The 23,314-nt window shown below is 71.6% G+C and carries 17 protein-coding genes; 13 read left to right on the top strand and 4 right to left on the bottom strand.

The window, feature by feature from the left end:
* Positions 1–6: 6 nt before the first annotated feature.
* Entirely contained in the window at positions 7–519 is a 513-nt protein-coding gene (locus ABZ928_RS13175; RefSeq protein WP_361517695.1) for a cysteine dioxygenase family protein, read from the bottom strand.
* A 595-nt stretch (positions 520–1,114) separates the two neighbouring features.
* Here ABZ928_RS13175 and ABZ928_RS13170 point away from each other — a divergent pair.
* The 3 genes from ABZ928_RS13170 (at position 1,115) to ABZ928_RS13160 (ending at position 6,702) form a co-directional block, all read left to right on the top strand.
* Positions 1,115–1,378: a WhiB family transcriptional regulator gene (locus ABZ928_RS13170; RefSeq protein ID WP_003975777.1), complete on the top strand. Its 264-nt coding sequence runs from the start codon at positions 1,115–1,117 to the stop codon at positions 1,376–1,378.
* Between the two features lie 195 nt (positions 1,379–1,573).
* Complete coding sequence (locus ABZ928_RS13165; protein WP_361517693.1) at positions 1,574–5,215, top strand: glycosyltransferase; 3,642 nt, start codon at positions 1,574–1,576, stop codon at positions 5,213–5,215.
* The gene (locus ABZ928_RS13160; RefSeq protein WP_361517692.1) at positions 5,212–6,702 is read left to right on the top strand and encodes a DUF5719 family protein; all 1,491 of its coding nucleotides are present in this window, start codon (positions 5,212–5,214) and stop codon (positions 6,700–6,702) included. The genes ABZ928_RS13165 and ABZ928_RS13160 overlap by 4 nt, the downstream gene beginning before the upstream one ends.
* Positions 6,703–6,706: 4 nt before the next feature.
* Here ABZ928_RS13160 and ABZ928_RS13155 read toward each other — a convergent pair whose 3' ends face one another.
* Positions 6,707–7,150, bottom strand: coding sequence for a metallopeptidase family protein (locus ABZ928_RS13155; RefSeq protein ID WP_361517690.1), 444 nt, complete (start codon positions 7,148–7,150; stop codon positions 6,707–6,709).
* 292 nt (positions 7,151–7,442) lie between these two features.
* Here ABZ928_RS13155 and ABZ928_RS13150 point away from each other — a divergent pair, with 292 nt between their 5' ends.
* The 7 genes from ABZ928_RS13150 to ABZ928_RS13120 all read left to right on the top strand — a co-directional run bounded on the left by ABZ928_RS13150 (position 7,443) and on the right by ABZ928_RS13120 (position 15,139).
* Entirely contained in the window at positions 7,443–7,865 is a 423-nt protein-coding gene (locus tag ABZ928_RS13150) for a DUF3499 domain-containing protein (RefSeq protein ID WP_361518898.1), read from the top strand.
* A gap of 181 nt (positions 7,866–8,046) precedes the next feature.
* Complete coding sequence (locus tag ABZ928_RS13145) at positions 8,047–9,663, top strand: L-lactate permease (RefSeq protein WP_361517688.1); 1,617 nt, start codon at positions 8,047–8,049, stop codon at positions 9,661–9,663.
* A gap of 102 nt (positions 9,664–9,765) precedes the next feature.
* Positions 9,766–11,130, top strand: coding sequence for a phosphomannomutase/phosphoglucomutase (locus ABZ928_RS13140; RefSeq protein WP_361517687.1), 1,365 nt, complete (start codon positions 9,766–9,768; stop codon positions 11,128–11,130).
* Between the two features lie 250 nt (positions 11,131–11,380).
* Positions 11,381–11,551 (top strand): Trm112 family protein, encoded by a 171-nt coding sequence (locus ABZ928_RS13135; protein WP_361517686.1) that lies wholly within the window; start codon positions 11,381–11,383, stop codon positions 11,549–11,551.
* Between the two features lie 117 nt (positions 11,552–11,668).
* A complete protein-coding gene (locus ABZ928_RS13130; protein ID WP_361517684.1) occupies positions 11,669–12,796 on the top strand; it encodes an SIS domain-containing protein in 1,128 nt (375 codons plus the stop codon).
* 94 nt (positions 12,797–12,890) lie between these two features.
* The gene (gene manA / locus ABZ928_RS13125) at positions 12,891–14,042 is read left to right on the top strand and encodes a mannose-6-phosphate isomerase, class I (protein ID WP_361517683.1); all 1,152 of its coding nucleotides are present in this window, start codon (positions 12,891–12,893) and stop codon (positions 14,040–14,042) included.
* Positions 14,043–14,158: 116 nt separating this feature from the next.
* Positions 14,159–15,139 (top strand): cation diffusion facilitator family transporter, encoded by a 981-nt coding sequence (locus ABZ928_RS13120; RefSeq protein WP_361517681.1) that lies wholly within the window; start codon positions 14,159–14,161, stop codon positions 15,137–15,139.
* 822 nt (positions 15,140–15,961) lie between these two features.
* Here ABZ928_RS13120 and ABZ928_RS13115 read toward each other — a convergent pair.
* Positions 15,962–18,076, bottom strand: coding sequence for a fructose-specific PTS transporter subunit EIIC (locus ABZ928_RS13115; RefSeq protein ID WP_361517679.1), 2,115 nt, complete (start codon positions 18,074–18,076; stop codon positions 15,962–15,964).
* Positions 18,077–18,547: 471 nt separating this feature from the next.
* Between ABZ928_RS13115 and ahcY the strand changes: the two genes are divergently transcribed.
* Positions 18,548–20,005, top strand: coding sequence for an adenosylhomocysteinase (gene ahcY / locus ABZ928_RS13110; RefSeq protein ID WP_361517678.1), 1,458 nt, complete (start codon positions 18,548–18,550; stop codon positions 20,003–20,005).
* Between the two features lie 137 nt (positions 20,006–20,142).
* Positions 20,143–20,757, top strand: a complete 615-nt coding sequence (locus tag ABZ928_RS13105) for a hypothetical protein (RefSeq protein ID WP_361517676.1) — start codon at positions 20,143–20,145, stop codon at positions 20,755–20,757.
* A gap of 28 nt (positions 20,758–20,785) precedes the next feature.
* On the opposite strand, the gene ABZ928_RS13100 is transcribed toward ABZ928_RS13105, so the two are convergent.
* Entirely contained in the window at positions 20,786–21,811 is a 1,026-nt protein-coding gene (locus tag ABZ928_RS13100) for an RDD family protein (protein WP_361517675.1), read from the bottom strand.
* Between the two features lie 130 nt (positions 21,812–21,941).
* Here ABZ928_RS13100 and ABZ928_RS13095 point away from each other — a divergent pair, with 130 nt between their 5' ends.
* A complete protein-coding gene (locus tag ABZ928_RS13095; protein ID WP_361517673.1) occupies positions 21,942–22,949 on the top strand; it encodes a stage II sporulation protein M in 1,008 nt (335 codons plus the stop codon).
* The last annotated feature ends 365 nt before the right edge of the window (positions 22,950–23,314 follow it).

The raw sequence follows: 23,314 nt of genomic DNA, 5'->3' as shown, positions 1-23,314 counted from the left end.
AACGCGTCAGGCGGTCACGACGTCGACCTCGTCGTACGTCGCGGGCGCGGCGGTGCACGCCGTGTGCATCGGCATCTCGGTCAGGCCGGGGTAGTAGACGTGCAGGCTGACCGCCGGCTCCAGCGCGTCGTTGACGACCTCGTGCACATAGCCCGGCGCGAACACCCGCTGCGAACCGGCGCTCAACGCGCGCGTGCCGCGCTCGGTCCGCTCGGTCAGCTCGCCGTCCAGGACGGTCAGCACGCCGGAGGACTGCCCGTGGTCGTGCAGTCCGCTGCCCTGACCGGGCACCCAGGACAGCAGCCACACCTCGTAGCCCGGGCCGGTGCGCAGCCGGTGGTACCAGCGCGAGGTCGCGTCGTACTCCACCAGGTGCTCCCACTGCGCGCGGTCGGCCGCGATGGAGCGGGCCAGGCCGACGAACTCGGCGACGGTGGCCGGGTGCTCGCGCGGAGCCTGGAGCAGGTGCGGGACCTCAAGGATGTCGCCGGCGATCTGGAGGTCGTTGTCGCTGTTCATGGGGTGTGCTGGTTCCTCAGTGAAAGAAAGGTCAGAGGGGAACAGAAGAGCCGAGTCGCGGGGCGACTCGGCCTTCAGCCGGAGCGGGTGACGCTCAACAGCTGGGACAGCAACAGCTACAGCGCGCGCGGGCAGCACCGTGGGACCCGGCGGTGCGGGTCGAGGTGAGTGCCAAGTTCGCGAGCATGCCCACAAGGACAGCGGTTCACACCCGCACTGTCAACTCGACACCGGCATGTGGGACATGTTTCACCTCATCCGGTTCATCTCTGAGGTGAAAGGTTTGTTCAGGTGTCTACCGGGACACATGGCGCACAACCGGGCGCGCACGGAACGGGAACGCACTCCTGGGCGTCCTCCTCCGTACAGGTCCTGCACGGGTCGGAAACCCCGCAGGCCCCATCTGCTTGTCAAGGTTTATGGCGATTTGAACACTTTCCGCTAGGCCTTGGTTCCGCAGAGTGAATAAGGGGCCCAATAGCAGATCTCGGCTTGACTCGCCCGGAGCAGCACACTTGTAATTTCACTCGTGTCGTTCAGCCGACATCGGTAACGGCTAGATCACGGGGACGCGAAAGACAGACGAGGGGCGCACATGACCGAGCTGGTGCAGCAACTGCTGGTCGACGACGCGGACGAGGAACTCGGCTGGCAGGAGCGCGCGCTGTGCGCCCAGACCGACCCCGAGTCCTTCTTCCCCGAGAAGGGTGGCTCCACCCGCGAGGCCAAGAAGGTCTGCCTGGCTTGTGAAGTCCGCTCCGAGTGCCTGGAGTACGCCCTCGCCAACGACGAGCGGTTCGGCATCTGGGGCGGCCTGTCCGAGCGCGAGCGGCGCCGCCTGAAGAAGGCCGCCGTCTGAGACGAGCGGCACGCGTGCGTACGTAGACGCACGCACGTACATACGGGACTTACGGCCCGTCGCAGGTGGCTTGTCCACAGGCGGCGGGCCGTCGACATGCCCAGCCGATAGTGTGGTCGCTCGTCCGAGACGCCCCGCTGCCCCCTCGGGGCACAGGCGTCCACCGCAGTCCACCGAACCGGGGCCCGTACCTCGATGTCCGTGCACAGCCACACGGCAGCTCACGACGCTGCCACTCCTGAGTTCCCGCGTCATGTGGTGACCGCGGTCCTCGTCTCCCACGACGGCGCCCGCTGGCTCCCGGACGCGCTCGCCGGGCTGCTCGGCCAGGAGCGCCCCGTCCAGTTCGCCGTGGCCGCCGACACCGGCAGCGCCGACGACTCCGCGCAGCTGGTCACCGAGTCCCTCGGCCCCGACCGGGTGCTGCACCTCGCCCGCCGCACCGGCTTCGGCCAGGCCGTCGAGGAGGCCAACCGCAGCGCGCCCCTCCTCACCCCCGAGGAGCTGCCGTACCTGAAGCGGCCCAGCGGCTGGGACCCCGTCACGCGCACGTGGCGCGACGACGCCTACGACATGCCGGAGCTCCCGTACGGCGAGCCGGTCCAGTGGCTGTGGCTGCTGCACGACGACTGCGCCCCCGAGCCCGACGCCCTCGCCGAGCTGCTGAGGGTCGTGGAGAACGAGCTGGAGCTCGGCCGGGACGACGTGGCCGTCGTCGGCCCCAAGCTCCGCGGCTGGTACGACAAGCGGCAGCTGCTGGAGGTCGGCGTCACCATCGCCCACTCCGGCCGCCGCTGGACCGGCCTGGACCGCCGCGAGCAGGACCAGGGCCAGCACGACCACGTCCGGTCCGTGCTGTCCGTCTCCACCGCGGGCATGCTGGTGCGCCGCGACGTCTTCGAGCAGCTCGGCGGCTTCGACCGACGGCTGCCCCTGATGCGCGACGACGTCGACCTGTGCTGGCGCGCCACGGCCGCAGGGCACCGCGTCCTCATCGCCCCCGAGGCGGTCGTACGCCACGCCGAGGCGGCCTCCCGCGAGCGCCGCGCCGTCGACTGCGTGGGCCGCACCGCGGCCTCCCCGCACAAGGTCGACAAGGCCGGCGCCGCCTACACCCTGCTCGTCAACAGCCGTACGGCCCTGCTGCCCTGGGTCCTGTTCCGGCTCGTCGTCGGCACCGTCCTGCGCACGGTCGCCTATCTCGTCGGCAAGGTCCCCGGACAGGCCCTCGACGAGATCCGCGGTCTGCTGGGCACCGTGCTGCGGCCCGAGCGGATCATCGCCGGGCGCCGCAGGCGCGGTGCCCCGGTGGTCGACAAGGGCGAGCTGCGGGCGCTGTTCCCGCCGCCCGGCGCGACCGTGCGGGCCACCGTCGAACAGGCCGCCGGCAGCCTCGTCGGCAGCTCCGACCCCGAGGCGACCTCGGGCGCGGGACGGCACGGCGGCGCGGTCGAGTCCGGGCCCGGCGGCGACGACGCCGACTTCCTGGAGATCGAGCAGTTCGCGCGCGTGAAGCGCATCGCCCGCAAGCCGGGCCCGGTGCTCTTCCTGGTGCTGCTGCTCGTCTCCCTGGCCGCCTGCCGTGAACTCCTCGGCGGCGGCGCGCTCGCGGGCGGCGCCCTGCTGCCCGCCCCGGCCGACTCGAGCGAGCTGTGGTCGCGCTACCTGGACTCCTGGCACGCGGTCGGCGCCGGAGGCACCACCTCGGCGCCCCCCTACCTGGCGATCGTCGCGATGTTCGCCTCCCTGCTGTTCGGGTCGACGGGCCTCGCGATCACGGTCCTGCTGGTCTGCTCGGTGCCCCTGGCCGGCCTCACCGCCTACTTCGCCTCCCGCCCGCTCGTCGAGTCGCGGCTCCTGCGCGCGTGGGCGGCCGTCGTCTACGCCTTCCTGCCCGCCGCCACCGGCGCGCTGGCCGGCGGCCGCCTCGGCACCGCCGTCCTCGCGATCCTGCTGCCGCTCATCGCCCGCGCGGGCGTCGCGGCCAGCGGTCTCGCGAACACCTCGGACGCGCGCGGCAGTTGGCGCGCCACCTGGGCGTACGCCCTGCTGCTGACGATCACCACCGCGTTCACGCCGATCATCTGGCCGATCGCGCTGATCCTCGGCCTCGGCGTCCTGGCCGTGCGCCGCGCCGACATCACCGCCTACGGCCTGCGCTTCCTGGCCCAGCTCGGCACACCCCTGCTGATCCTCGCGCCCTGGTCGCTGACGCTCCTCCCGTTCGGCTTCTTCGACGAGGCGGGGCTGGAGTACGGCTCCTCGGCCGCCTCCGCCACCGACCTGCTCGGCGCCAGCCCCGGCGGCCCCGGCACGGTCAGCGGGCTGATGCTCATCGGCGTCGTCCTGGCCGCGCTGGCCGCCCTGCTGCGCTCGGAGCGCCAGTTCGGCATCTGGGCGGCCTGGGCGGTCGCCCTGGTGGGCCTCGTCCTCGCGGTCCTGTCCAACGGCTCGACCTGGGCGGGCCCGGCCACCCTCGTCTACGGCATCGCCCTCCTGGCGGCCGCCGTGCTCGGTGCCGACGGGGCACGCGCGCGTGTGGCCGAGCAGAGCTTCGGCTGGCGCCAGCCGGTCGCCGCGCTGATCGCCTTCGCCGCCGCCGCGGGCCCGCTGCTCGTCGCCGCAGGATGGATGCTGCGCGGCGCCGACGGCCCCCTGGAGCGGCGCGACCCGGTCCAGGTGCCCGCGTTCGTCGCCGAGGACAGCAACAACCGCGACCGGCCCCGCACCCTCGTCCTCGACAGCGACTCCACCGCCCACGTCGGCTACACCCTGGTCCGCGGCTCCGGCGCCCGCCTCGGCGACGCCGAACTCTCCGCCTCCGACGGCGAGAACAGCCGCCTCGACAAGGTCGTCGCCAACCTCGTCGCCGGCTCCGGCGCCGACCAGTCCGACCAGCTCGGCAAGTTCGCGGTGCGCTACGTCCTCGTCCACAAGGGCGCCCCGCGCGAGGTGACCCGCGTCCTGGACGCCACCCCGGGCCTGACCAGGCTCAGCCAGCAGAACGGCAGCGCGCTGTGGCGGGTCGACCAGGACGTCGCCCGCGCCACCATCGTCAGCGGCTCCGGCACCCCGACGCTCGTCGCCGCGGGGCCCGTCGAGATCCACACCACGATCCCGGCCGGCGCCGACGGCCGCGTCCTGCGCCTCGCCGACACCGCCGCCGAGGGCTGGACGGCCACCCTGGACGGCAAGCCGCTCGCCGCCAAGACGGTCGACGGCTGGGCCCAGGGCTTCGAACTCCCGGCCTCCGGCGGCAGGCTGGACGTCGTCTACGACGACCCGATCACCCACACCGCCTGGCTGTGGGCGCAGGGCTCGCTCTCCGTCGTCCTCGTGGTGCTCGCCCTGCCGGGCCGCCGCCGCGACATCGACGACGACCTCCCCGAGGAGGAGCGGGCCATCCCCGCCCAGGCGATGGAGGGCGAGGGCCGCCGCGCCCGCCGTCTGCGCGCCCAGGCCGAGGCCGAAGAGGCCGCCCAGGGCGACGAGTCCACGTCTCCTCCTCCGGAGGAGACCCCGGTCGCCGTTCCGCAGCAGCAGGCCTACGGAGAGTGGGACCAGGCGAGTTACGCGGGTGCCAACGACTACAACGGCTACGCCGGCGACCAGTACCAGGCCGCCCAGCAGTACCCGGCGGGCGGCTACGACCAGCAGGGCTACGCGGACCCCTACCAGGGCGGCCAGTACGACCCGTACGCGTACGGCGGACAGGGCGGGCAGCAGTCGTCGTACGACCAGTACGGACAGCCGTACGACCAGGGTTACGACGCGACGTACGACCCGGCGCAGCCGCAGCAGCACGGCGGCGAGCGTCCCGACGGGAGCCAGCAGTGAACCGCACCACCGTGTCCCTGATCGCCTGCGCGGCCGCCCTCGCCGCCGTCACCGGGTTCGCCACGCTCACCACGCCCGACGCTTCCGGCCCGGACACCGCCAAGGCGGCCGCCGAGCTGCCCGTGGAGCGCACGAGCCTGCTCTGCCCGAGTCCGAGCACCTCCGACCTCGCCGAGACGTCGTACACGTCCTTCACGCCCGTCACGAAGGGCGCGGCGAGCGACGGCGAGGCCGAACTCGTCGCCGCGGCACAGGAGTCCGAAGGCGGGGAGAAGTCCGGCAAGAAGAAGGCCGAGAAGCCGGTCCTCACCCCCAAGGAGCCCGGCGCGCCGGTCACCGGGGACACCTCCGGCGGGGACTCGCCCGCGCTCATCGGCACCGCCGAGGGGAAGTTCGCGCCCGGCTGGACCGTGCAGGAGACCACCGAGGTCGCCGCGGGCACCGGACGCGGTCTCCAGGGCGTCAACTGCACCCCGGCCGACACGGAGTTCTGGTTCCCCGGCGCGAGCACCGCCGCCGACCGCACCGACTACGTGCACCTGACCAACCCGGACGACTCGGCGGCCGTCGTCGACATCGAGCTCTACGGCAAGGACGGCTTCCTGGAGGCCCCGACCGGCGAGGACATCACCGTCCCGCCGCACTCCAGCGAGCCGATCCTGCTGTCCACGCTGGTCAGCGCCGAGCAGACCGACGTGACCGTGCACGTCAACGTCCGCAGCGGACGGGTCGGGGCCGCCGTACAGGCCCTGGACGACAAGATCGGCGGCGACTGGCTGGCCGCCTCCACGGACCCGGCGGGCAGCCTCGTCCTGCCGGGCATCCCCAAGGACGCCACCGAGGTGCGCCTGGTCGCCTTCACGCCCGGTGACGCCGACGCCGACCTCAAGGTGAGGCTCGCCTCGCCGTCCGGGCTGATCACCCCGGCGGGGAACGAGACGCTGCACGTCAAGGCAGGTATGACGACCGGCGTCGACCTGGGCGACGTCACGCGCGGGGAGGCCGGTTCGCTGGTCCTGACGCCCACGGACCAGTCCGTGCCGGTCGTCGCCGCGGTCCGGGTCACCCGCGGCAAGGGCGCCAAGAAGGAGACCGCGTTCATCCCCGCCACGCGCGCGGTGGGCACGCGCGCGACGGTCGCCGACAACACCGCCAAGGGCGCCACGCTGTCCCTGGTGGCTCCCAGCGGCTCCGCCGTGGTCAAGGTGACCGCGTCGGCGGGCAGCGGCGGCGGTACGGCGGCCTCGAAGACGTACACGATCAAGGGCGGCACCACCCAGGACGTCGAACTTCCGGTCCCGAGCGGTCTGAAGGGCACGTACGCGCTGACGGTGGAGCCGGTGTCGGGCGGGCCGGTCTACGCGGCCCGGACCCTGAAGGCCACCGAGGACGGCGTTCCCGGCTTCACGGTGCAGACGCTGCCGGACGACCGGGGCATGGTCGCGGTGCCGGAGGCGGACCAGGACCTGTCGGTGCTCCAGAAGTAGCCGGTCAGTCCTCGCCGTAGCGCGGGTCGACGGTCTCGGGTGTGAGCCCCAGCAGCTCGGCGACCTGCTCGACGACGACCTCGTGCACCAGGGCCGCGCGTTCGTCGCGGCCCTTGGTGCGGATCTCCACGGGACGGCGGTAGACCACCACGCGCGCGGGGCGTCCCTCGCGCGCGGGAATCGTGCCGCCCAGGGGCACCGACTCCTCGTTCCAGTCGCGGCCGTCGAGGCGGGGCACCTCCAGCACGAGGAAATCGATGTCGGCGAGCTGCGGCCACCGGCGTTCCAGGCGCTCCACGGAGTCCTGCACCAGGTCCGCGAACGCCTCGGCGCGGCTGGCCGCGAGCGGCACCTGGGGCGGCGCGATCGGGCCGCGCATGCCCCGGCCGTGGCGATCACGTCGGCGGGGCCCGGGGCCGGCGGCACGGGGCGGTACGGGGTTGTCCATCACTGGTGAAGCGTAGTCCCCGGCGGGACCGGGTGCCCGGGGCCCACGCGGTGTCCGGGCGGTCTTCGGCCGCCTCGTACGGCATGTCGCCGGATGACCATTCCAGCCAAGGTTGGGCTCGATTCCGTATCTCTCCGAGACCGGCGAACTCAAGGCAATTGACCTTGTTTGTACCGAGTGGTGACCGGGTTCAGGACCGTCCGAGATCTCGGAAAGCGGTGTCTACGCAGGTCAGGGCGGTGTGTTCGGAGAGGTCTGTGAGGCGCTTCACAACACGACACGGTGGAGTGACCTGGGGGAGAGTCGTCGCGGCCCGCTCAAGAGTGCGGTACCGTCCAACGTCGTGAGCCCTGTACGTCGCTGTTCGCGCACCGCTTGCGGCCGTCCCGCCGTCGCGACGCTGACGTACGTCTACGCCGACTCGACCGCGGTCCTCGGCCCGCTCGCCACCTACGCCGAACCCCACTGCTACGACCTGTGCGCCGAGCACTCCGAGCGCCTCACCGCCCCGCGCGGGTGGGAGGTCGTCCGGCTCCTCGACGGTTCGGCCCCGGCCCGCCCCAGCGGCGACGACCTGGAGGCGCTCGCCAACGCGGTCCGCGAGGCGGCCCGTCCCCAGGAGCGTGCCGCCCAGGCCGGCGGAGGGCGCGCGGCGGACCCGATGGAGGTCGCGCGGCGCGGGCATCTGCGGGTGCTGCGCTCGCCCGACAACTGACCTCCCGGTCGGCAACCACCCCTTTCCCGTGTGCATTTGGTGCATGTTCCGCTCAGTGACGCACGCCCATTGACGGCGGCTTGGCGCGGACACGACCATTCCGGAAGCCAAAACGAGAAATCGCTTTCCGCATGCCGGAACCGAGCGCGCCCGGACGCGGAACCGGATCCGGGAGGCGCCCGTGTACGTCCAGCAACTGGAACCCGTCGCCGACTCACTGGGCCTGTCCGCCCTCGTCGCCACCCTGCCCCTGGTGATCGTCCTGGTCCTGCTCGGCGGCGTCCGCCTCAAAGCCCATCTCGCGGGCCTCACGGGCCTCGTGGCGGCCGTACTGGTCGCCTGGCTCGCCTACGGCATGCCCCTGGGCCAGACGCTCTCCAGCGGCGCCCAGGGGGCCGTCTTCGGCCTCTTCCCCATCCTGTGGATCGTCGTCAACGCCCTGTGGGTGTACCGGATGACCGTCCGCACCCGGCACTTCGACATCCTCCGCCGCTCCTTCGGGCGGCTCTCCGACGACCCCCGCATCCAGGCCCTCGTCGTCGCCTTCTGCTTCGGTGCCCTCCTGGAGGCCCTCGCCGGCTTCGGGGCGCCCGTCGCGATCTGCTCCGTCATGCTCGTCGCGCTCGGCTTCGACCCGGTGCGCGCGGCCGTCGTCGCGCTGGTCGCCAACACCGCGCCCGTCGCCTTCGGCGCCATGGGCACACCGGTCGTCACGCTCGCCCAGGTGACGGAACTCCCGCTGGACACCGTCGCGTCCGTGGTGGGCCGTCAGACCCCGCTGCTGGCCCTCGTGGTGCCGCTCCTGCTGGTCTTCCTGGTGGACGGACGCCGCGGGCTGCGCGAGACCTGGGTGCCCGCCCTGGTGTGCGGAGTCGCCTTCGCCGTCGGCCAGTTCGTCGCCTCCAACTACGTCTCCGCGCAACTCGCCGACATCGGCGCCGCGTTGCTGGGCGCCGCCGCCCTGGTCGCCGTACCCCACGCGCGCGTACCCGCCACCGAGTCCGTACGCGCGTCCGTGCTCACCGGCACCCGCAGCGAGGAGTTGGACGAGGCCGACCCGCGCGGCGAGGTCGTGCGCGCCTACGCGCCGTACGCCCTGATCGTCGTGATCTTCTCGGTCGCGCAGATCCCCGCCGTCAAGGACTGGCTGGCGAACGCGACCCAGACCTACGACTGGCCCTTCCTGGACGTCGTGAACCCCGACGGCGACCGGGTCGGCGGTAACGTCTTCACCTGGCCGGTCGTGTCCACCGGCGGCACGCTCGTGCTCCTCGCCGGACTGTGCACGGCGGCCGTCCTCGGCGTGCACGCGCGCGTGGCCGTGAAGGAATGGCTCGCCACCGTCCACGAGTTGAGGTTCGCGATCCTCACCGTGACCTCGGTGCTCGCCCTCGCGTACGTCATGAACCTCTCCGGACAGGCGGCCACCATCGGCCACTTCGTCGCGGCGGCGGGCGCCGGACTCGCCTTCCTCTCCCCGGTGCTGGGCTGGTTCGGCGTGGCCGTCTCCGGCTCCGACACCTCGGCCAACGCGCTCTTCGGCGCGCTCCAGGTGACGGCCGCCCGGGAATCCGGTCTGTCACCGGAGCTGCTCGCCGCCGCCAACAGCTCGGGCGGTGTCCTCGGCAAGATGATCTCCCCGCAGAACCTCACCATCGCGTGCGCGGCCGTCGGGCTCGCCGGCCGGGAGGGCGACCTGCTGCGCAAGGTGCTGCCCTGGAGCCTCGGGCTGCTGCTGATCATGTGCCTCATCGTGGTCGGGCAGAGTTCGCCCGTCCTGGACTGGATGCTGCCCTGACCTGAGGTTACGTTCTTGGGTCCACTCAGGGGACCCACAGCGGGCTGTCAGTGGCTCCGGGTAGTTTGGGGCGACCGACAGGACTTTTAGAAGGGTTAGGCAGTGGCTGCTGATCTGTCACAGCTCGTGAAGGCGTACGACGTACGCGGTGTGGTTCCCGACCAGTGGGACGAGACGCTGGCGGAGCTCTTCGGGGCCGCCTTCGTCCAGGTGGTCGGCGCGAGCGCGATCGTGATCGGCCACGACATGCGGCCCTCCTCGCCGGGCCTGTCGCGGGCCTTCGCGCGCGGCGCCGCCGCCCAGGGCGTCGACGTGACCGAGATCGGCCTGTGCTCCACCGACCAGCTGTACTACGCCTCGGGCGCGCTGAACCTGCCGGGCGCGATGTTCACGGCCTCGCACAACCCGGCGCAGTACAACGGCATCAAGCTGTGCCGCGCGGGCGCCGCCCCGGTCGGCCAGGACACCGGTCTCTCCCAGATCCGCGAACTGGCCGAGGGCTGGACCGACAGCGGCGCCCCGGCCCCGGCGGCGACGCAGGGCACCATCACCCGGCGCGAGACCCTGGACGACTACGCGGCGCACCTGCGCGGCTTGGTCGACCTGACCTCGATCCGCCCCCTGAAGGTCGTCGTCGACGCGGGCAACGGCATGGGCGGCCACACCGTCCCGACGGTCTTCGCGGGCCTCCCGCTGGACGTCGTCCCGATGTACTTCGAGCTGGACGGCACCTTCCCTAACCACGAGGCCAACCCCCTCGACCCGGCGAACATCGTGGACCTCCAGAAGCGCGTCCGCGAGGAGTCCGCCGACCTGGGCATCGCCTTCGACGGCGACGCCGACCGCTGCTTCGTCGTCGACGAGAACGGCGACCCGGTCTCCCCGTCCGCGATCACCGCCCTGGTCGCCGCGCGCGAGCTCGCCAAGAACGGCGGCAAGGGCGTGATCATCCACAACCTGATCACCTCCTGGTCCGTCCCCGAGGTCGTCCAGGAGAAGGGCGGCACGCCGGTACGCACGCGCGTGGGCCACTCCTTCATCAAGGCCGAGATGGCCGAGTCCGGCGCGATCTTCGGCGGTGAGCACTCCGCCCACTACTACTTCAAGGACTTCTGGAACGCCGACACCGGCATGCTCGCCGCCCTCCACGTCCTCGCCGCCCTCGGCGGCCAGGAGGGCACCCTCTCCGCCCTCGTCGCCGAGTACGACCGCTACGTCGGCTCCGGCGAGATCAACTCCACCGTCGCCGACCAGACGGACCGCCTCAAGGCCATCCGCGCCGCCTACGAGCCCCAGGACGGCATCACCCTGGACGAACTCGACGGCCTCACGGTCAGCTCCACCGACTGGTGGTTCAACGTCCGCCCCTCCAACACGGAACCGCTGCTGCGCCTCAACGCCGAGGCCCGGGACGCGGAGACGATGGCGAAGGTCCGGGACGAGGTCCTGGCGATCATCAGAGGCTGACAGCAACTCAGCCCCTCCGGCGTTTGAGGAGCGGGGGTCCAGGGGGCAGCGCCCCCTGGCAGCGGGGTCGAAGGGGCGGCAGCCCCTGGGGATGGGACGGGTAAGGGCGGCGGGGGCGAAACCCTCCGGCGGCCACCCCCCACCCACCCGCTCCCCAGCCCCCACACCCCGCCCCCACCGGCGGTACCCTGACCAGGCACATCCGCACACGCACGCACAGGCATCCGCACCGCCCCCGAAGGGACACCCCATGCCGCTCGAAGCCGGCCTCCTGGAGATCCTCGCCTGCCCGGCCTGTCACGCCCCCCTCAAGGAGCAGGACACCGAGCTGATCTGTACCAGCGCGGACTGCGGCCTGGCCTATCCCGTCCGCGACGGCATCCCCGTCCTCCTCGTCGACGAGGCCCGCCGCCCCGCGTAAGCGACCCAGGCGACCTGGTACGCGTCAACCGGATACGCATCAGCCCGACGACAGTCGACGGCCGACACCGCGACCCGTGTACACCGACGACCCCGGCGATCGCAGGAGGCTGCCGCCATGCTCGACGAATCGCTGCTCGACACCCCCGAGGCGCTCTCGGAGGCCGACCGCCGAGGCCTGCTCCGCGGCGCCGCCGAGGCAGGCGCCCGAGTCCGCACCGCGGCACGGCACGCCACCGAGGCGGGCGTCGGCGACCTCAAACCCGACGGCCGCCCCCGCGCGGTCCTCATCGCGGGCCCCGGCGCCGCCGCCATCTGCGTCGCCGACCTCCTCGGCACCCTCGCCGGCGCCGGCAGCCCCGTCACCCGCCTGGCCCCCACCGGCGTCGCCCCCGCGGCAGGCGCCCTCCGCTGGGAACTCCCGGGCTGGACCGGCTCGGTCGACCTGCTCCTCATCGCCACCCCGGACGGCACCGAACCCGGCCTGTCGCTCCTCGCCGACCAGGCCTACCGCCGCGGCTGCACGGTCGTCGCCGTGGCCCCCGCCGGCACCCCCCTCGTCGAGGCGGTCCAGGGCGCCCACGGCCTCTTCGTCCCCCTCGCGACCGCCCCGTACGAACAGGACGAGGCCCTCGCCGCGTCCGCCCCCGGCGTCCTGTGGGCCCTGCTCACCCCGCTGCTCGCGATCCTCGACCGCACCGGCCTGCTCACCGCCCCGCCGGACGCCCTGGAGAAGGTCGCCGACCGCCTCGACCACATCGCCGAACGCTGCGGCCCGGCCATCGCGACGTACAGCAACCCGGCGAAGACCCTCGCCGCCGAGCTCGCCGACGCGCTCCCGGTGATCTGGACGGAGGGCGTCTCGGCCGGCCCCGCGGGCCGCCGCTTCGCCGCCGCCCTCGCGGAGCTCTCCGGCCGCCCCGCCGTCGTCGCCGAACTGCCCGAGGCGCTCGCCCAGCACAGCGCCCTGCTCGCCGGGCCGCTCGCCGCCAGCGCCGACCCCGACGACTTCTTCCGCGACCGCGTGGAGGAGGCCCCCGCGCTGCACGCACGCGTGGTGCTGCTGCGCGACCGCCCCCTCGGCGGCCTCACCGCCGCCCCCGCCGCCCGTGACCTGGCCCTGAGCCACGACACCCCCATCAGCGAGCTGGAACCCGAGGAGGGCGCCGAACTGGAGACCCTCGCGGAACTGATCGCCATCACGGATTTCGCCGCGGTTTACCTGGCGCTCGCTTCCGGCGCCTGATCATGCTCAGGCCGACCCTGACCGTCGTACAGCCCAGGACGCCCTGACCGTCGTGGACCACAGGACGCCTCGACCGTCGTACAGAAAGAACCCGATGGACCGCCTCGACAACACCATCCGCCCCTACGCCTGGGGTTCCACCACCGCCATCCCCGCGCTGCTCGGCGTCGCCCCGAGCGGCGAACCGCAGGCGGAGATGTGGATGGGCGCCCACCCGGGCGCACCCTCGCGCACCGGCCGCGGCACGCTCGTCGAGGTCATCGACGCCGACCCGCACAAGGAACTCGGAGAGGCGGCCGTCACCAAGTTCGGCCCCCGCCTGCCCTTCCTCCTCAAGATCCTCGCCGCCGGCGCCCCCCTCTCCCTCCAGGTGCACCCCGACCTGGCGCAGGCGAAGGAGGGGTACGAGGACGAGGAGCGCCGCGGGATCCCGGTCGACGCCGGTCACCGCAACTACAAGGACGCCAACCACAAGCCCGAACTCATCTGCGCGCTCACCGAGTTCGACGGCCTGTGCGGCTTCCGCGACCCGAACGAGGCCGCCGAACTGCTCGCGGGCCTCGGCGTCGACTCCCTCAAGCCGTACGTCGATCTGCTGCGCGCCCACCCCGAGGACGCGGCGCTGCGCGAGGTCCTGACGGCCGTACTCGGCGCGGACCGCGCGGAGACGGCCCGTACGGTCGGAGAGGCCGCGGCCGCCTGCGCCCGCCTCGGCGGCGCGTACGCCCCCTACGCGGACATCGCCCACCACTACCCGGGCGACCCCGGCGTCATCGCCGCGATGCTGCTGAACCACGTCCGACTCCAGCCCGGCGAGGCCCTGTTCCTCGGCGCCGGCATCCCGCACGCCTACCTCAGCGGCCTCGGCGTCGAGATCATGGCCAACTCCGACAACGTCCTGCGCTGCGGACTGACCCCCAAGCACGTCGACGTCCCCGAACTCCTGCGCATCGTCCGTTTCGAGGCCGCCGACCCGGGCGTGCTGCGCCCCGAGGCCTCCCCGGACGGCGAAGAGGTCTACGAGACGCCGATCGACGAGTTCCGGCTCTCGCGGTACGTCCTGCCCGAGGGCGGTGCCGCCCACGACCTCACCCGCGCCACCCCGCAGATCCTGCTGTGCACGGCGGGCACGGTCCGCGCGGGGGAGCACGAGTTGACCCCCGGTCAGTCGGTCTTCGTCCCCGCGGGCGAGAAGGCCGAGGTGACCGGGACGGGCACCGTCTTCCGTGCCACTGTGATCGTATGACCGGACCTGTGGACACCTGACGCGCCGTCGCCGGGCGGTGCTGCAACAATGGCCCACCGGCAAAGGACGGGCAAAGGCCTGGACCCGGCGGACGTACGAAGGGACAACGCCAACAGATGAGCGCGTCAGGCGGAACCAAGGCGATCGTGGCGGCACTGGGCGCCAACCTCGCGATCGCGGTGTCGAAGTTCGTGGCGTTCGCGTTCAGCGGTTCGTCCTCGATGCTCGCCGAGGGCGTCCACTCGCTCGCCGACTCCGGCAACCAGTTCCTGCTCCTCCTCGGCGGCAAGAAGGCCCAGCGCGAGGCCACCCCGCAGCACCCCTTCGGGTACGGCCGCGAGCGCTACATCTACGCCTTCCTCGTCTCGATCGTCCTGTTCTCGGTCGGCGGCATGTTCGCCATCTACGAGGGCTACGAGAAGATCAAGCACCCGCACGAGGTCGAGCACTGGTACTGGCCGGTCGGCGTCCTCGTCTTCGCGATCGTCGCCGAGGGCTTCTCCTTCCGCACCGCCATCAAGGAGTCGAACGAACTGCGGGGCTCCCAGACCTGGTCGCAGTTCGTCCGCCGCGCCAAGGCGCCCGAACTGCCCGTCGTCCTCCTGGAGGACTTCGGCGCGCTGATCGGCCTCATCCTCGCCCTCGGCGGCGTCGGCCTGGCCCTGCTCACCGGCGACGGCGTCTGGGACGGCATCGGCACCCTCTTCATCGGCATCCTGCTCATCCTCATCGCCCTCGTCCTGGCCGCCGAGACCAAGTCGCTGCTGCTCGGCGAGGCCGCGGGCACCGAGGAGGTCAAGAGGATCGAGGCCGCGATCGTCGACGGCGACACCGTCACCGGCATCATCCACATGCGCACGCTCCACCTCGGCCCCGAGGAACTCCTCGTCGCCGCCAAGGTCGCCGTCCAGCACGACGACACGGCCACCGAGGTCGCGAACGCCATCAACGCCGCCGAGGCCCGCATCCGCGAGGCCGTCCCGATCGCCCGCGTCATCTACCTTGAACCGGACATCTTCAGCGAGTCCGAAGCCGCCAAGGGCCCCGACCGCGAGGCCACCCCGGGCGGCCCGGCCCAACACAGCACCGGCCACTGACACCTCCCGAGGGGCCCACCGGGATGCCGAGTCCTGGTGGGCCCCTCGGCATGCCGGGCGGGGCGCGCTGACCCGGGCAGGGGCGGTTCGGGGCGGTGCCTTTGCGCGTGGGATCTGGGGGAGTGCGAGGCGGTCTCGGGCAAGGGTGGTTCGGGGCGGGTCCCTTCGCGCGTGGAATCCAGGGTACGACGCGGTCTGGGGCTGGGGGCGGGGCTGGGGGCGGGTTTAGGGCTGGGGCCGATCAGGGGCAGCTGCTCTGAAGCTGCCGCCCTTCACAGGCTGCCGTTCGGAGGGCGGAGCCGATCGCCAGGGTTTGCCGTTTCGAGGGCGGGGCCGATCGCCAGGGTTTGCCGTTTCGAGGGCGGGGCCAGCGTCCAGAACGTGCCGGTCCAAGGCGGGGCCGACATCCGTGGGCGGCACTCCAAGGCCGGAGCGGCTGTCCAGGGGCTGCATCCCCAAGGCGGGTCGGCATTCGTGGGCGGTACTTCGAGGCCGGAGCGGTCGTCCAGGGACTGCGTCTCCAAGGCGGGCCGGCATCCAGGGGCGGCCACTCCAAGGCCGGAGCGGCCATCCAGAGGCTGCTCTCCAAGGCCGGCCGCCCAGCCGGTGCCGTTGGTCGAGCGGCACATCCGATCGGCGTCCCGGCCGCGCCGCCGGACGCGGGCCGTGCGGCCGGGCCCGGCCCGAACCCTGCGCGAGCCGCGCGTGGCCGAACCGGCCCCGAAACCCCGCGCGGGCCGCGCGTGGCCGAACCGGCCCCGAAACCCCGCGCGGGCCGCGCCCAGCTGGACGCGGCCCGCGCGAAGCCTCAGCGGAGCTCGCCTACTGGATCTCGCCCAGCACCGCGAGCACCGCCCGCTCGTCCGGCGCCGCCGCCAGCCGCTCCCGGAACCCCGCGTCCATCAACTTCCGCGACAGCAGCGCGAGGATCCGCAGATGCTCGTCGCCCGCGGCCGCCTCCGGTACGGCGATCATGAACACCAGCTTGGCCCGCGTACCGTCCAGCGAGCCCCACTCGATGCCCTCGGCGGACCGCGCGAACCCGACGACCGGCGCGGTCACCGCGTCCGTCTTGGCGTGCGGGATCGCGATCTCCTCACCGAGCCCGGTCGTGCCCTGCTCCTCACGCCGCAACGCGGTCGCCACCAGCTCGTCCGCGTCCGCGACCTTGCCGGTACGGGCCAGCAGCCCGGCCATCTCCCGGATGGCGGCCTCCTTGTCACCCGCGTCGAGCTCGACCTTCACGGTCCGCTCGGTGAGATACCCGGACAGGACCTCGGCGTCCGCGACGGGCGCCGCCACGGACTCACGTACGACCCTCTGCGCCACGACACCACCGGCCCCCGGCACCGCACCGGCCCCCGGCACCGCACCGGCCCCCGGCACCACACCGACTCCCGCCCCGACCAGCGCCGGCTCGGGCCCGACCGCCGGTACTCCGGCGGCCGGCTCGCTGCCGCGCCGCTTCCGCTCGCTGAAGTCGACGAGGGCCACCGTCGTCAGCGCCGTGACGGCCGTACCTATGGCCACCGCCACGAAGAACATCGGCACGCCGCTCACCGCACCCAGCACCGCCACGATCGGCCCGCCGTGCGGCACCGCGTCCTCGACCCCGGCGACCCCGGCGATCGCACCGGCGACCGCGCCACCGAGCATGTTGGCCGGAATGACCTGCGCGGGCCGCGCCGCCGCGAACGGGATCGCGCCCTCGGAGATCCCGAAGCAGCCCATGAAGAGGGAGGCCAGCCCGGTCTCCCGCTCCTGCTCGGTGTAGAGCCCGCTGCGTATCAGCGTGGCCAGGCCCTGCCCCAGCGGCATGACCGGGATCGCGGCGGCGCACATGCCCATGACCGTCTGGTTGCCGGTCGCGATGAGCCCCGCGCCGAACAGGAACGCCGTCTTGTTCACCGGCCCGCCCATGTCGAACGCGATCATCAGCCCGAGTATCGCGCCGAGCAGGATCGCGCTGGTGCCCGTCATGCCGCTCAGCCAGTCGGTCAGATGCTCGAACACCCAGGAGATCGGCTTCCCGATGACGTAGATGAAGAACAGCCCCAACGCCGTCGTCGCCACGATCGGGATCACGATGATCGGCATGATCGGCTGCACGAACTTCGGGACCTTGACCTTCTTGATCCACAGCACCAGATACCCGGCGAGGAACCCGGTCACGATCGCCCCGATGAACCCGGCGCCCGCCTTGGAGTCGTACAGCGAACCGGTGTTGGCGATCCAGCCGCCGATCATGCCGGGCACGAGGGCGGGGCGGTCGCCGATGGCGTACGCGATGTATCCGGACAGGATCGGCACCATCAGCGTGAAGCCGATGACACCGATGTTGTTCACGTCCATCCAGAAGGAGTCCTCCGGGATGACCAGACCGCCCGACGGGTCCGTGTGCCCGCCGAGCGACAGCGAGATCGCGATCAGCAACCCGCCGACCACCACGAACGGAATCATGTAACTGACCCCGTTCATCAGGGCCTTGTACGCGACGCTCCGCTCCTTGCCACCGCCGCCCGAGCCCGAGCCTGAGCCCGAACCCGCCGCCGATGCGGCCGTGCCGCCCGGCTGGTGCACGGGCGCCGAACGCACCCGCTCGATCAACTGCTCGGGATGGTGAATACCCTCCGCCACCCCGACGGTCAGGACCCGCTTGCCCACGAAACGGCTCAGGTCCACGTCCTTGTCCGCGGCGATGATGATGCCGTCCGCGGTGCTGACATCGTTGTCATCGAGTACGTTTTCGGCCCCGATGGACCCTTGCGTCTCCACCTTCATGTCGATGCCGCGGCTCTCGGCGGCCTGCGCGAGCTTCTCCGCCGCCATGTAGGTGTGCGCGATGCCGGTCGGGCACGCGGTCACCGCGAGCAGCCGCAACCGCTGCTGCTCGCCACTGCCGCCGCCCGTGGGGGGAGGGCCGGCCGGACTGGTCACGTCGATCTCCTAACGCCTTTGTCACGCGCGACGCCGTCCCGGACGCCCCGCGAGATCGATCAGAGGTTCCCGATCCCCTGCATCCTGCACCACCCGCTGACCCGCCTGTAGGTTCAAAAGTCCCTGGATGTCATGGTCTGTTGGCTCCTGATCCGGCGATCGTGGGTGTCCTGTTATCGCTGCCCGGGACACCCTTTCCCAAGCCCGCACCCACCTCGCGATCGGCTCGATGTGTTCGGAGGCGGACTGGGGACGGCCCGGCGTACCGGTGTAGCTTGGGACGGAGCCAGACGTCGCTGCTGATGGCGGTCGGGCGGTCCCCGTGCGGACCGACCGAGGGAGAGAGGGCCTCCGACGGACTGCGCTGCGCGTACGCGGGCATGCCTGTGTCCTCTTCTCGGGCACCCCTGTGTCCGCCGCCGCGCAGACCAGCCGTACCCACCTCGCCCCAACCCCGAGGAGCAGCTCGCAATGACGACTGTCGACAACCGACAGGACTTCAAGGTCGCCGACCTCTCCCTGGCCGAGTTCGGCCGCAAGGAGATCACTCTCGCCGAGCACGAGATGCCCGGCCTGATGGCGATCCGCAAGGAGTTCGCCGCCACCCAGCCGCTGGCCGGCGCCCGCATCATGGGCTCGCTGCACATGACCGTGCAGACCGCCGTCCTGATCGAGACCCTGGTCGCCCTGGGCGCCCAGGTTCGTTGGGTCTCCTGCAACATCTTCTCCACCCAGGACCACGCGGCCGCCGCCATCGCCGTCGGCCCGAACGGCACGCCCGACAACCCGCAGGGCGTCCCGGTCTTCGCCTGGAAGGGCGAGACCCTGGAGGAGTACTGGTGGTGCACGGAGCAGGCGCTGACCTGGCCGAACACCCCCACCGGCGGCCCGAACATGATCCTCGACGACGGTGGTGACGCCACCCTCCTCGTCCACAAGGGCGTCGAGTACGAGAAGGCCGGCAAGGTCCCCTCGGTCGACACCGCCGAGAACGACGAGCACCGCGTCATCCTCGAACTCCTCAACCGCACCATCACCGACGGCTCCCAGAAGTGGACCCAGATCGCCTCGGAGATCCGCGGCGTGACCGAGGAGACCACGACCGGTGTCCACCGCCTGTACGAGATGCAGCGTGACGGCCAGCTGCTCTTCCCGGCGATCAACGTGAACGACGCTGTCACCAAGTCGAAGTTCGACAACAAGTACGGCTGCCGCCACTCCCTGATCGACGGCATCAACCGCGCCACCGACGTCCTCATCGGCGGAAAGACCGCGGTCGTCTGCGGCTACGGCGACGTCGGCAAGGGCTGCGCGGAGTCCCTGCGCGGCCAGGGCGCCCGTGTGATCGTCACCGAGATCGACCCGATCTGCGCGCTCCAGGCGGCGATGGACGGCTACCAGGTCACGACCCTCGACGAGGTCATCGACAAGGCCGACATCTTCATCACCACGACCGGCAACAAGGACATCATCATGGCCAGCGACATGGCCAAGATGAAGCACCAGGCCATCGTGGGCAACATCGGCCACTTCGACAACGAGATCGACATGGCCGGCCTGGCGAAGATCCCCGGCATCGTCAAGGACGAGGTCAAGCCCCAGGTCCACACCTGGAAGTTCCCGGACGGCAAGGTGCTGATCGTCCTCTCCGAGGGCCGCCTGCTGAACCTGGGCAACGCGACCGGCCACCCGTCGTTCGTGATGTCCAACTCGTTCGCGGACCAGACCCTGGCCCAGATCGAGCTGTTCACCAAGCAGTCGGAGTACCCGATCGGCGTGTACACGCTGCCCAAGCACCTGGACGAGAAGGTCGCCCGTCTCCACCTGGACTCGCTCGGTGTGAAGCTGACGACGCTGCGTCCCGAGCAGGCCTCGTACATCGGTGTCGAGGTCGACGGCCCGTACAAGCCCGACCACTACCGCTACTGAGCACCTCTCCTCAGCAGCACGACCTCCGAGGCAGGCCCCCGCACCCCCGTGCCGGGGGCCTGCCCCTTTGGTCGCAGTGGGGCCGGACCAGCCCGCGCCGCCACGCCCGGACCAGCCCGTCAGAACCCAGGACCCTCATGCCCCGCGGCCGTTATTCGCTCCACGATCCGCACGATCACACCCCCCTCGCAGAAGAGCACTTCCACTGCGCCCCCGGCCCCTCCGGCTGGCGCTATGTCTCCCAGCTGACCACCCCCGCGGGCGACCACTCCGGCTCCGTCGACCTCGTCCTCGACGAACTCGGCCGTCCCATCCGCCTCGAACTCCACGCCGGCGGCTGGCAGGTCCGCGGCGCCGCCCTCGACGGCGTCACCTGGGTCCGCACGGACCCCACCGGGGCTCAGGCCACCGAAGGCAATGTCCCCGCCCACGCCTTCACCGGCACATCCCCCGCATTCCTCATCGCCACCACCCGTCTCCTTCGCCTCACCCCTTCCTCGTCCGCCACCCGCGTACGACTCGTCGCCTTAACGGATCCGGTCCTCGCCCCGCGCACCGTGGACCAGTCCTGGGCGCTGATGAGAAGCGAAGCACACGCCACTGACAACGGCCCCCTGACCGTGGACGAATACCAGGTCACAGCCCTGGACACCGGAGAACAGCACACCGTGCACATCGCCGGGGACGTGGTCCTCTCGGCACCCGGCATCGAGTTGGAGGACCTCGAGTCACCGCCGTCCGCCTTCACATGAGCGAGCCGGAACGAGCCGGCCCGGACAGCTACGCGGGCGGCGCGAACCCGGTACCCGGCCGCTCGGACGACGGCGCCTCCCGAGACTCCGAGGACGCGGCGTCGGCGGCAGAAGGCTGAGGCGGGGGAGCCGGAGACGGAGTCGGGCCGGGGTCCGAAGGCTGGGCGGTGGTTGCCGCAGTCGGCCAGGGCGACGGGACTGGGACCGGGGGCGCGTACGCCCCCATCGCGGGAGAGGGGGCCGACGGCGTGTAGGCCCCTGCCGCGGGCCCGGCCGCGGCAGGCGCCCCGCCCCCACCCGCCGTTCCGTTCCCGAAGGCGCGCCGGACCTCCCGGGCCTGCCGCTCCTGCACCACGGCCGCCAGGAACGCCGCCGCGGGAACACCGTGCGGCGCCGGAGCACCCGTACGCGCCGCGAGTTCGGCGGCGAGCCGCTCGGCCATCGCCGAGCCGACCTGCGGGTCCAACTGCTGCATCCGCGCCAGGTACTGACGGATGGCGAGCCACAGCCCGTCCGGCACCGTCGACAGATCCAGCCCGGTGAACCGCCCGGCCAGCCAGGGCGGAGGCGGAGGCAGGAATCCCGGGTGCGAGCCCGGCACCCGCTCCCGTACGACCAGCGTCCCCGCGAACACGTCCCCGAGCCGCCGCCCCCGCGCCGAGACAAGAGACGCGATACAGGCGACGACCCCGAACGTCAGCAGAATCTCGATCACCCCGATCGCACCCCGCACGAGTGCGTGCCGGAACCGGATCGGCCCGCCGTCGTCCCGCACCACACGCAGCCCGCACGCCATCTTCCCCAGCGAGCGGCCATGGCTGAGCGTCTCGACCGCGATCGGCCCACCCACCATGACCAGCACGAACGCCGCGAGCGACACCGCGAACAGCGCGGCATCGTCCAGTGAGGACGTGGAAGCCACCAGACCGATGGTCACGAGCACGTAGACGATCACGCCCACCAGCAGATCGAGCAGCACGGCCAACGCCCTGCTCGGCAGCCGCGCCGGGCGCAGTTCCAGCGCCACCGCCTCGCCCGTCACCAGCTCACTCACGTCCGCCGCCCTTCCCCTGACCCGCTCCGAGAACGGCCAGTCTGCCAAGCTGAGGGCGCATCGCGCCCCAGTACGACAAGCTGACACCAGCGACGAGCCGCCGACGAACAGCCGAGGAGCAGCCGAACCGATGGACCTCGACGTCTTCGTCTCCGCCCACCGCGCGGAGTGGGATCGACTCGACGCCCTTCTCCGACGCCAGCGAAGGCTCACCGGCGCCGAGGCCGACGAACTCGTCGTGCTCTATCAACGCACGGCCACCCATCTCTCGCTGATCCAGTCCAGCGCCCCCGACCCTCAGCTGACGGGCCGGCTCAGCCAACTCGTGGCACGCGCGCGTAGTGCGGTGACAGGCACCCGCCGCGCCTCCTGGCGAGACGTCACCCGCTTCCTCGCCCACGGTTTCCCCGCAGCGGTCTACCGAGCGCGCCACTGGTGGGTCCCCACAGCGCTCATCTCGACCGCCGTGGGGGCGATCCTGGGCTGGTGGATCGGCACCCACCCGGACGTACAGGCCACCATCGCCGCCCCGAGCGAACTACGCGAGCTCACCCGCCCAGGCGGCCAGTACGAGACGTACTACTCCAGCCATCCCGCGGCATCGTTCGCCGCCCAGGTCTGGACGAACAACGCCTGGGCCGCCGCCCAGTGCCTGATCCTGGGCGTCTTCCTGGGCCTCCCCGTCCTCTGGATCCTCTTCCAGAACATGCTCAACCTCGGCGTCGGCTTCGGCCTGATGTCCTCGGCCGGCCGCCTCGACACCTTCCTCGGCCTCGTCCTCCCGCACGGTCTGCTCGAACTCACCGCGGTCTTCGTCGCCGCAGGCACCGGACTACGCCTCGGCTGGACCGTCATCGACCCCGGCCCACGCACGCGACGAGCGGCCCTCGCGGAAGAGGGCCGAGCAGCGATCGGCATGGCCATCGGCCTCGCCCTAGTCCTCTTCGTCTCCGGCGCCATCGAAGGCTTCGTCACCCCGTCCGGCCTCCCCACCTGGGCGCGCATCAGCATCGGGGTCGTCGCCGAGCTGACATTCCTCGCGTACGTCTATGTCCTGGGCGGTCGTGCGGCCCGCGCCGGAGAGACCGGCGACGTCGAGGCCGCCGAGCGCAGCGCCACCGTCCCCATGGCTGCCTGATGTGCGGAGTGGGCTGCTGAGCTGCTACTGTCCTCTTCGCCCCGCAAAAACCGTTGACACGGAGTGAGCGGGGAGGTAGATTCGAACAGTTGCCTGGAACTGGGTTCAATCCGGTCGGCAACGGTGAGTGTCTGTCTGCTTCTTGAAGCCTCGATGGAAACGTCGATTCCGAAGAAGCCCCTCCCGATTATTCGGAAATGAACGGCCGGTCAGTCCGGCCCGAAACTTCTGATAAAGTCGGAGCCGCCGGAAAGGGAAACGCGAAAGCGGGAACCTGGAAAGCACCGAGGAAATCGGAACCGGAAACGGTCTGATAGAGTCGGAAACGCAAGACCGAAGGGAAAAGCCCGGAGGAAAGCCCGAGA

This window comes from Streptomyces sp. NPDC046909 (genome assembly GCF_040644695.1).
In the GTDB taxonomy this organism is placed as follows: Bacteria; Actinomycetota; Actinomycetes; order Streptomycetales; family Streptomycetaceae; genus Streptomyces.
This window is presented reverse-complemented; position numbering and strand designations above follow the sequence as displayed.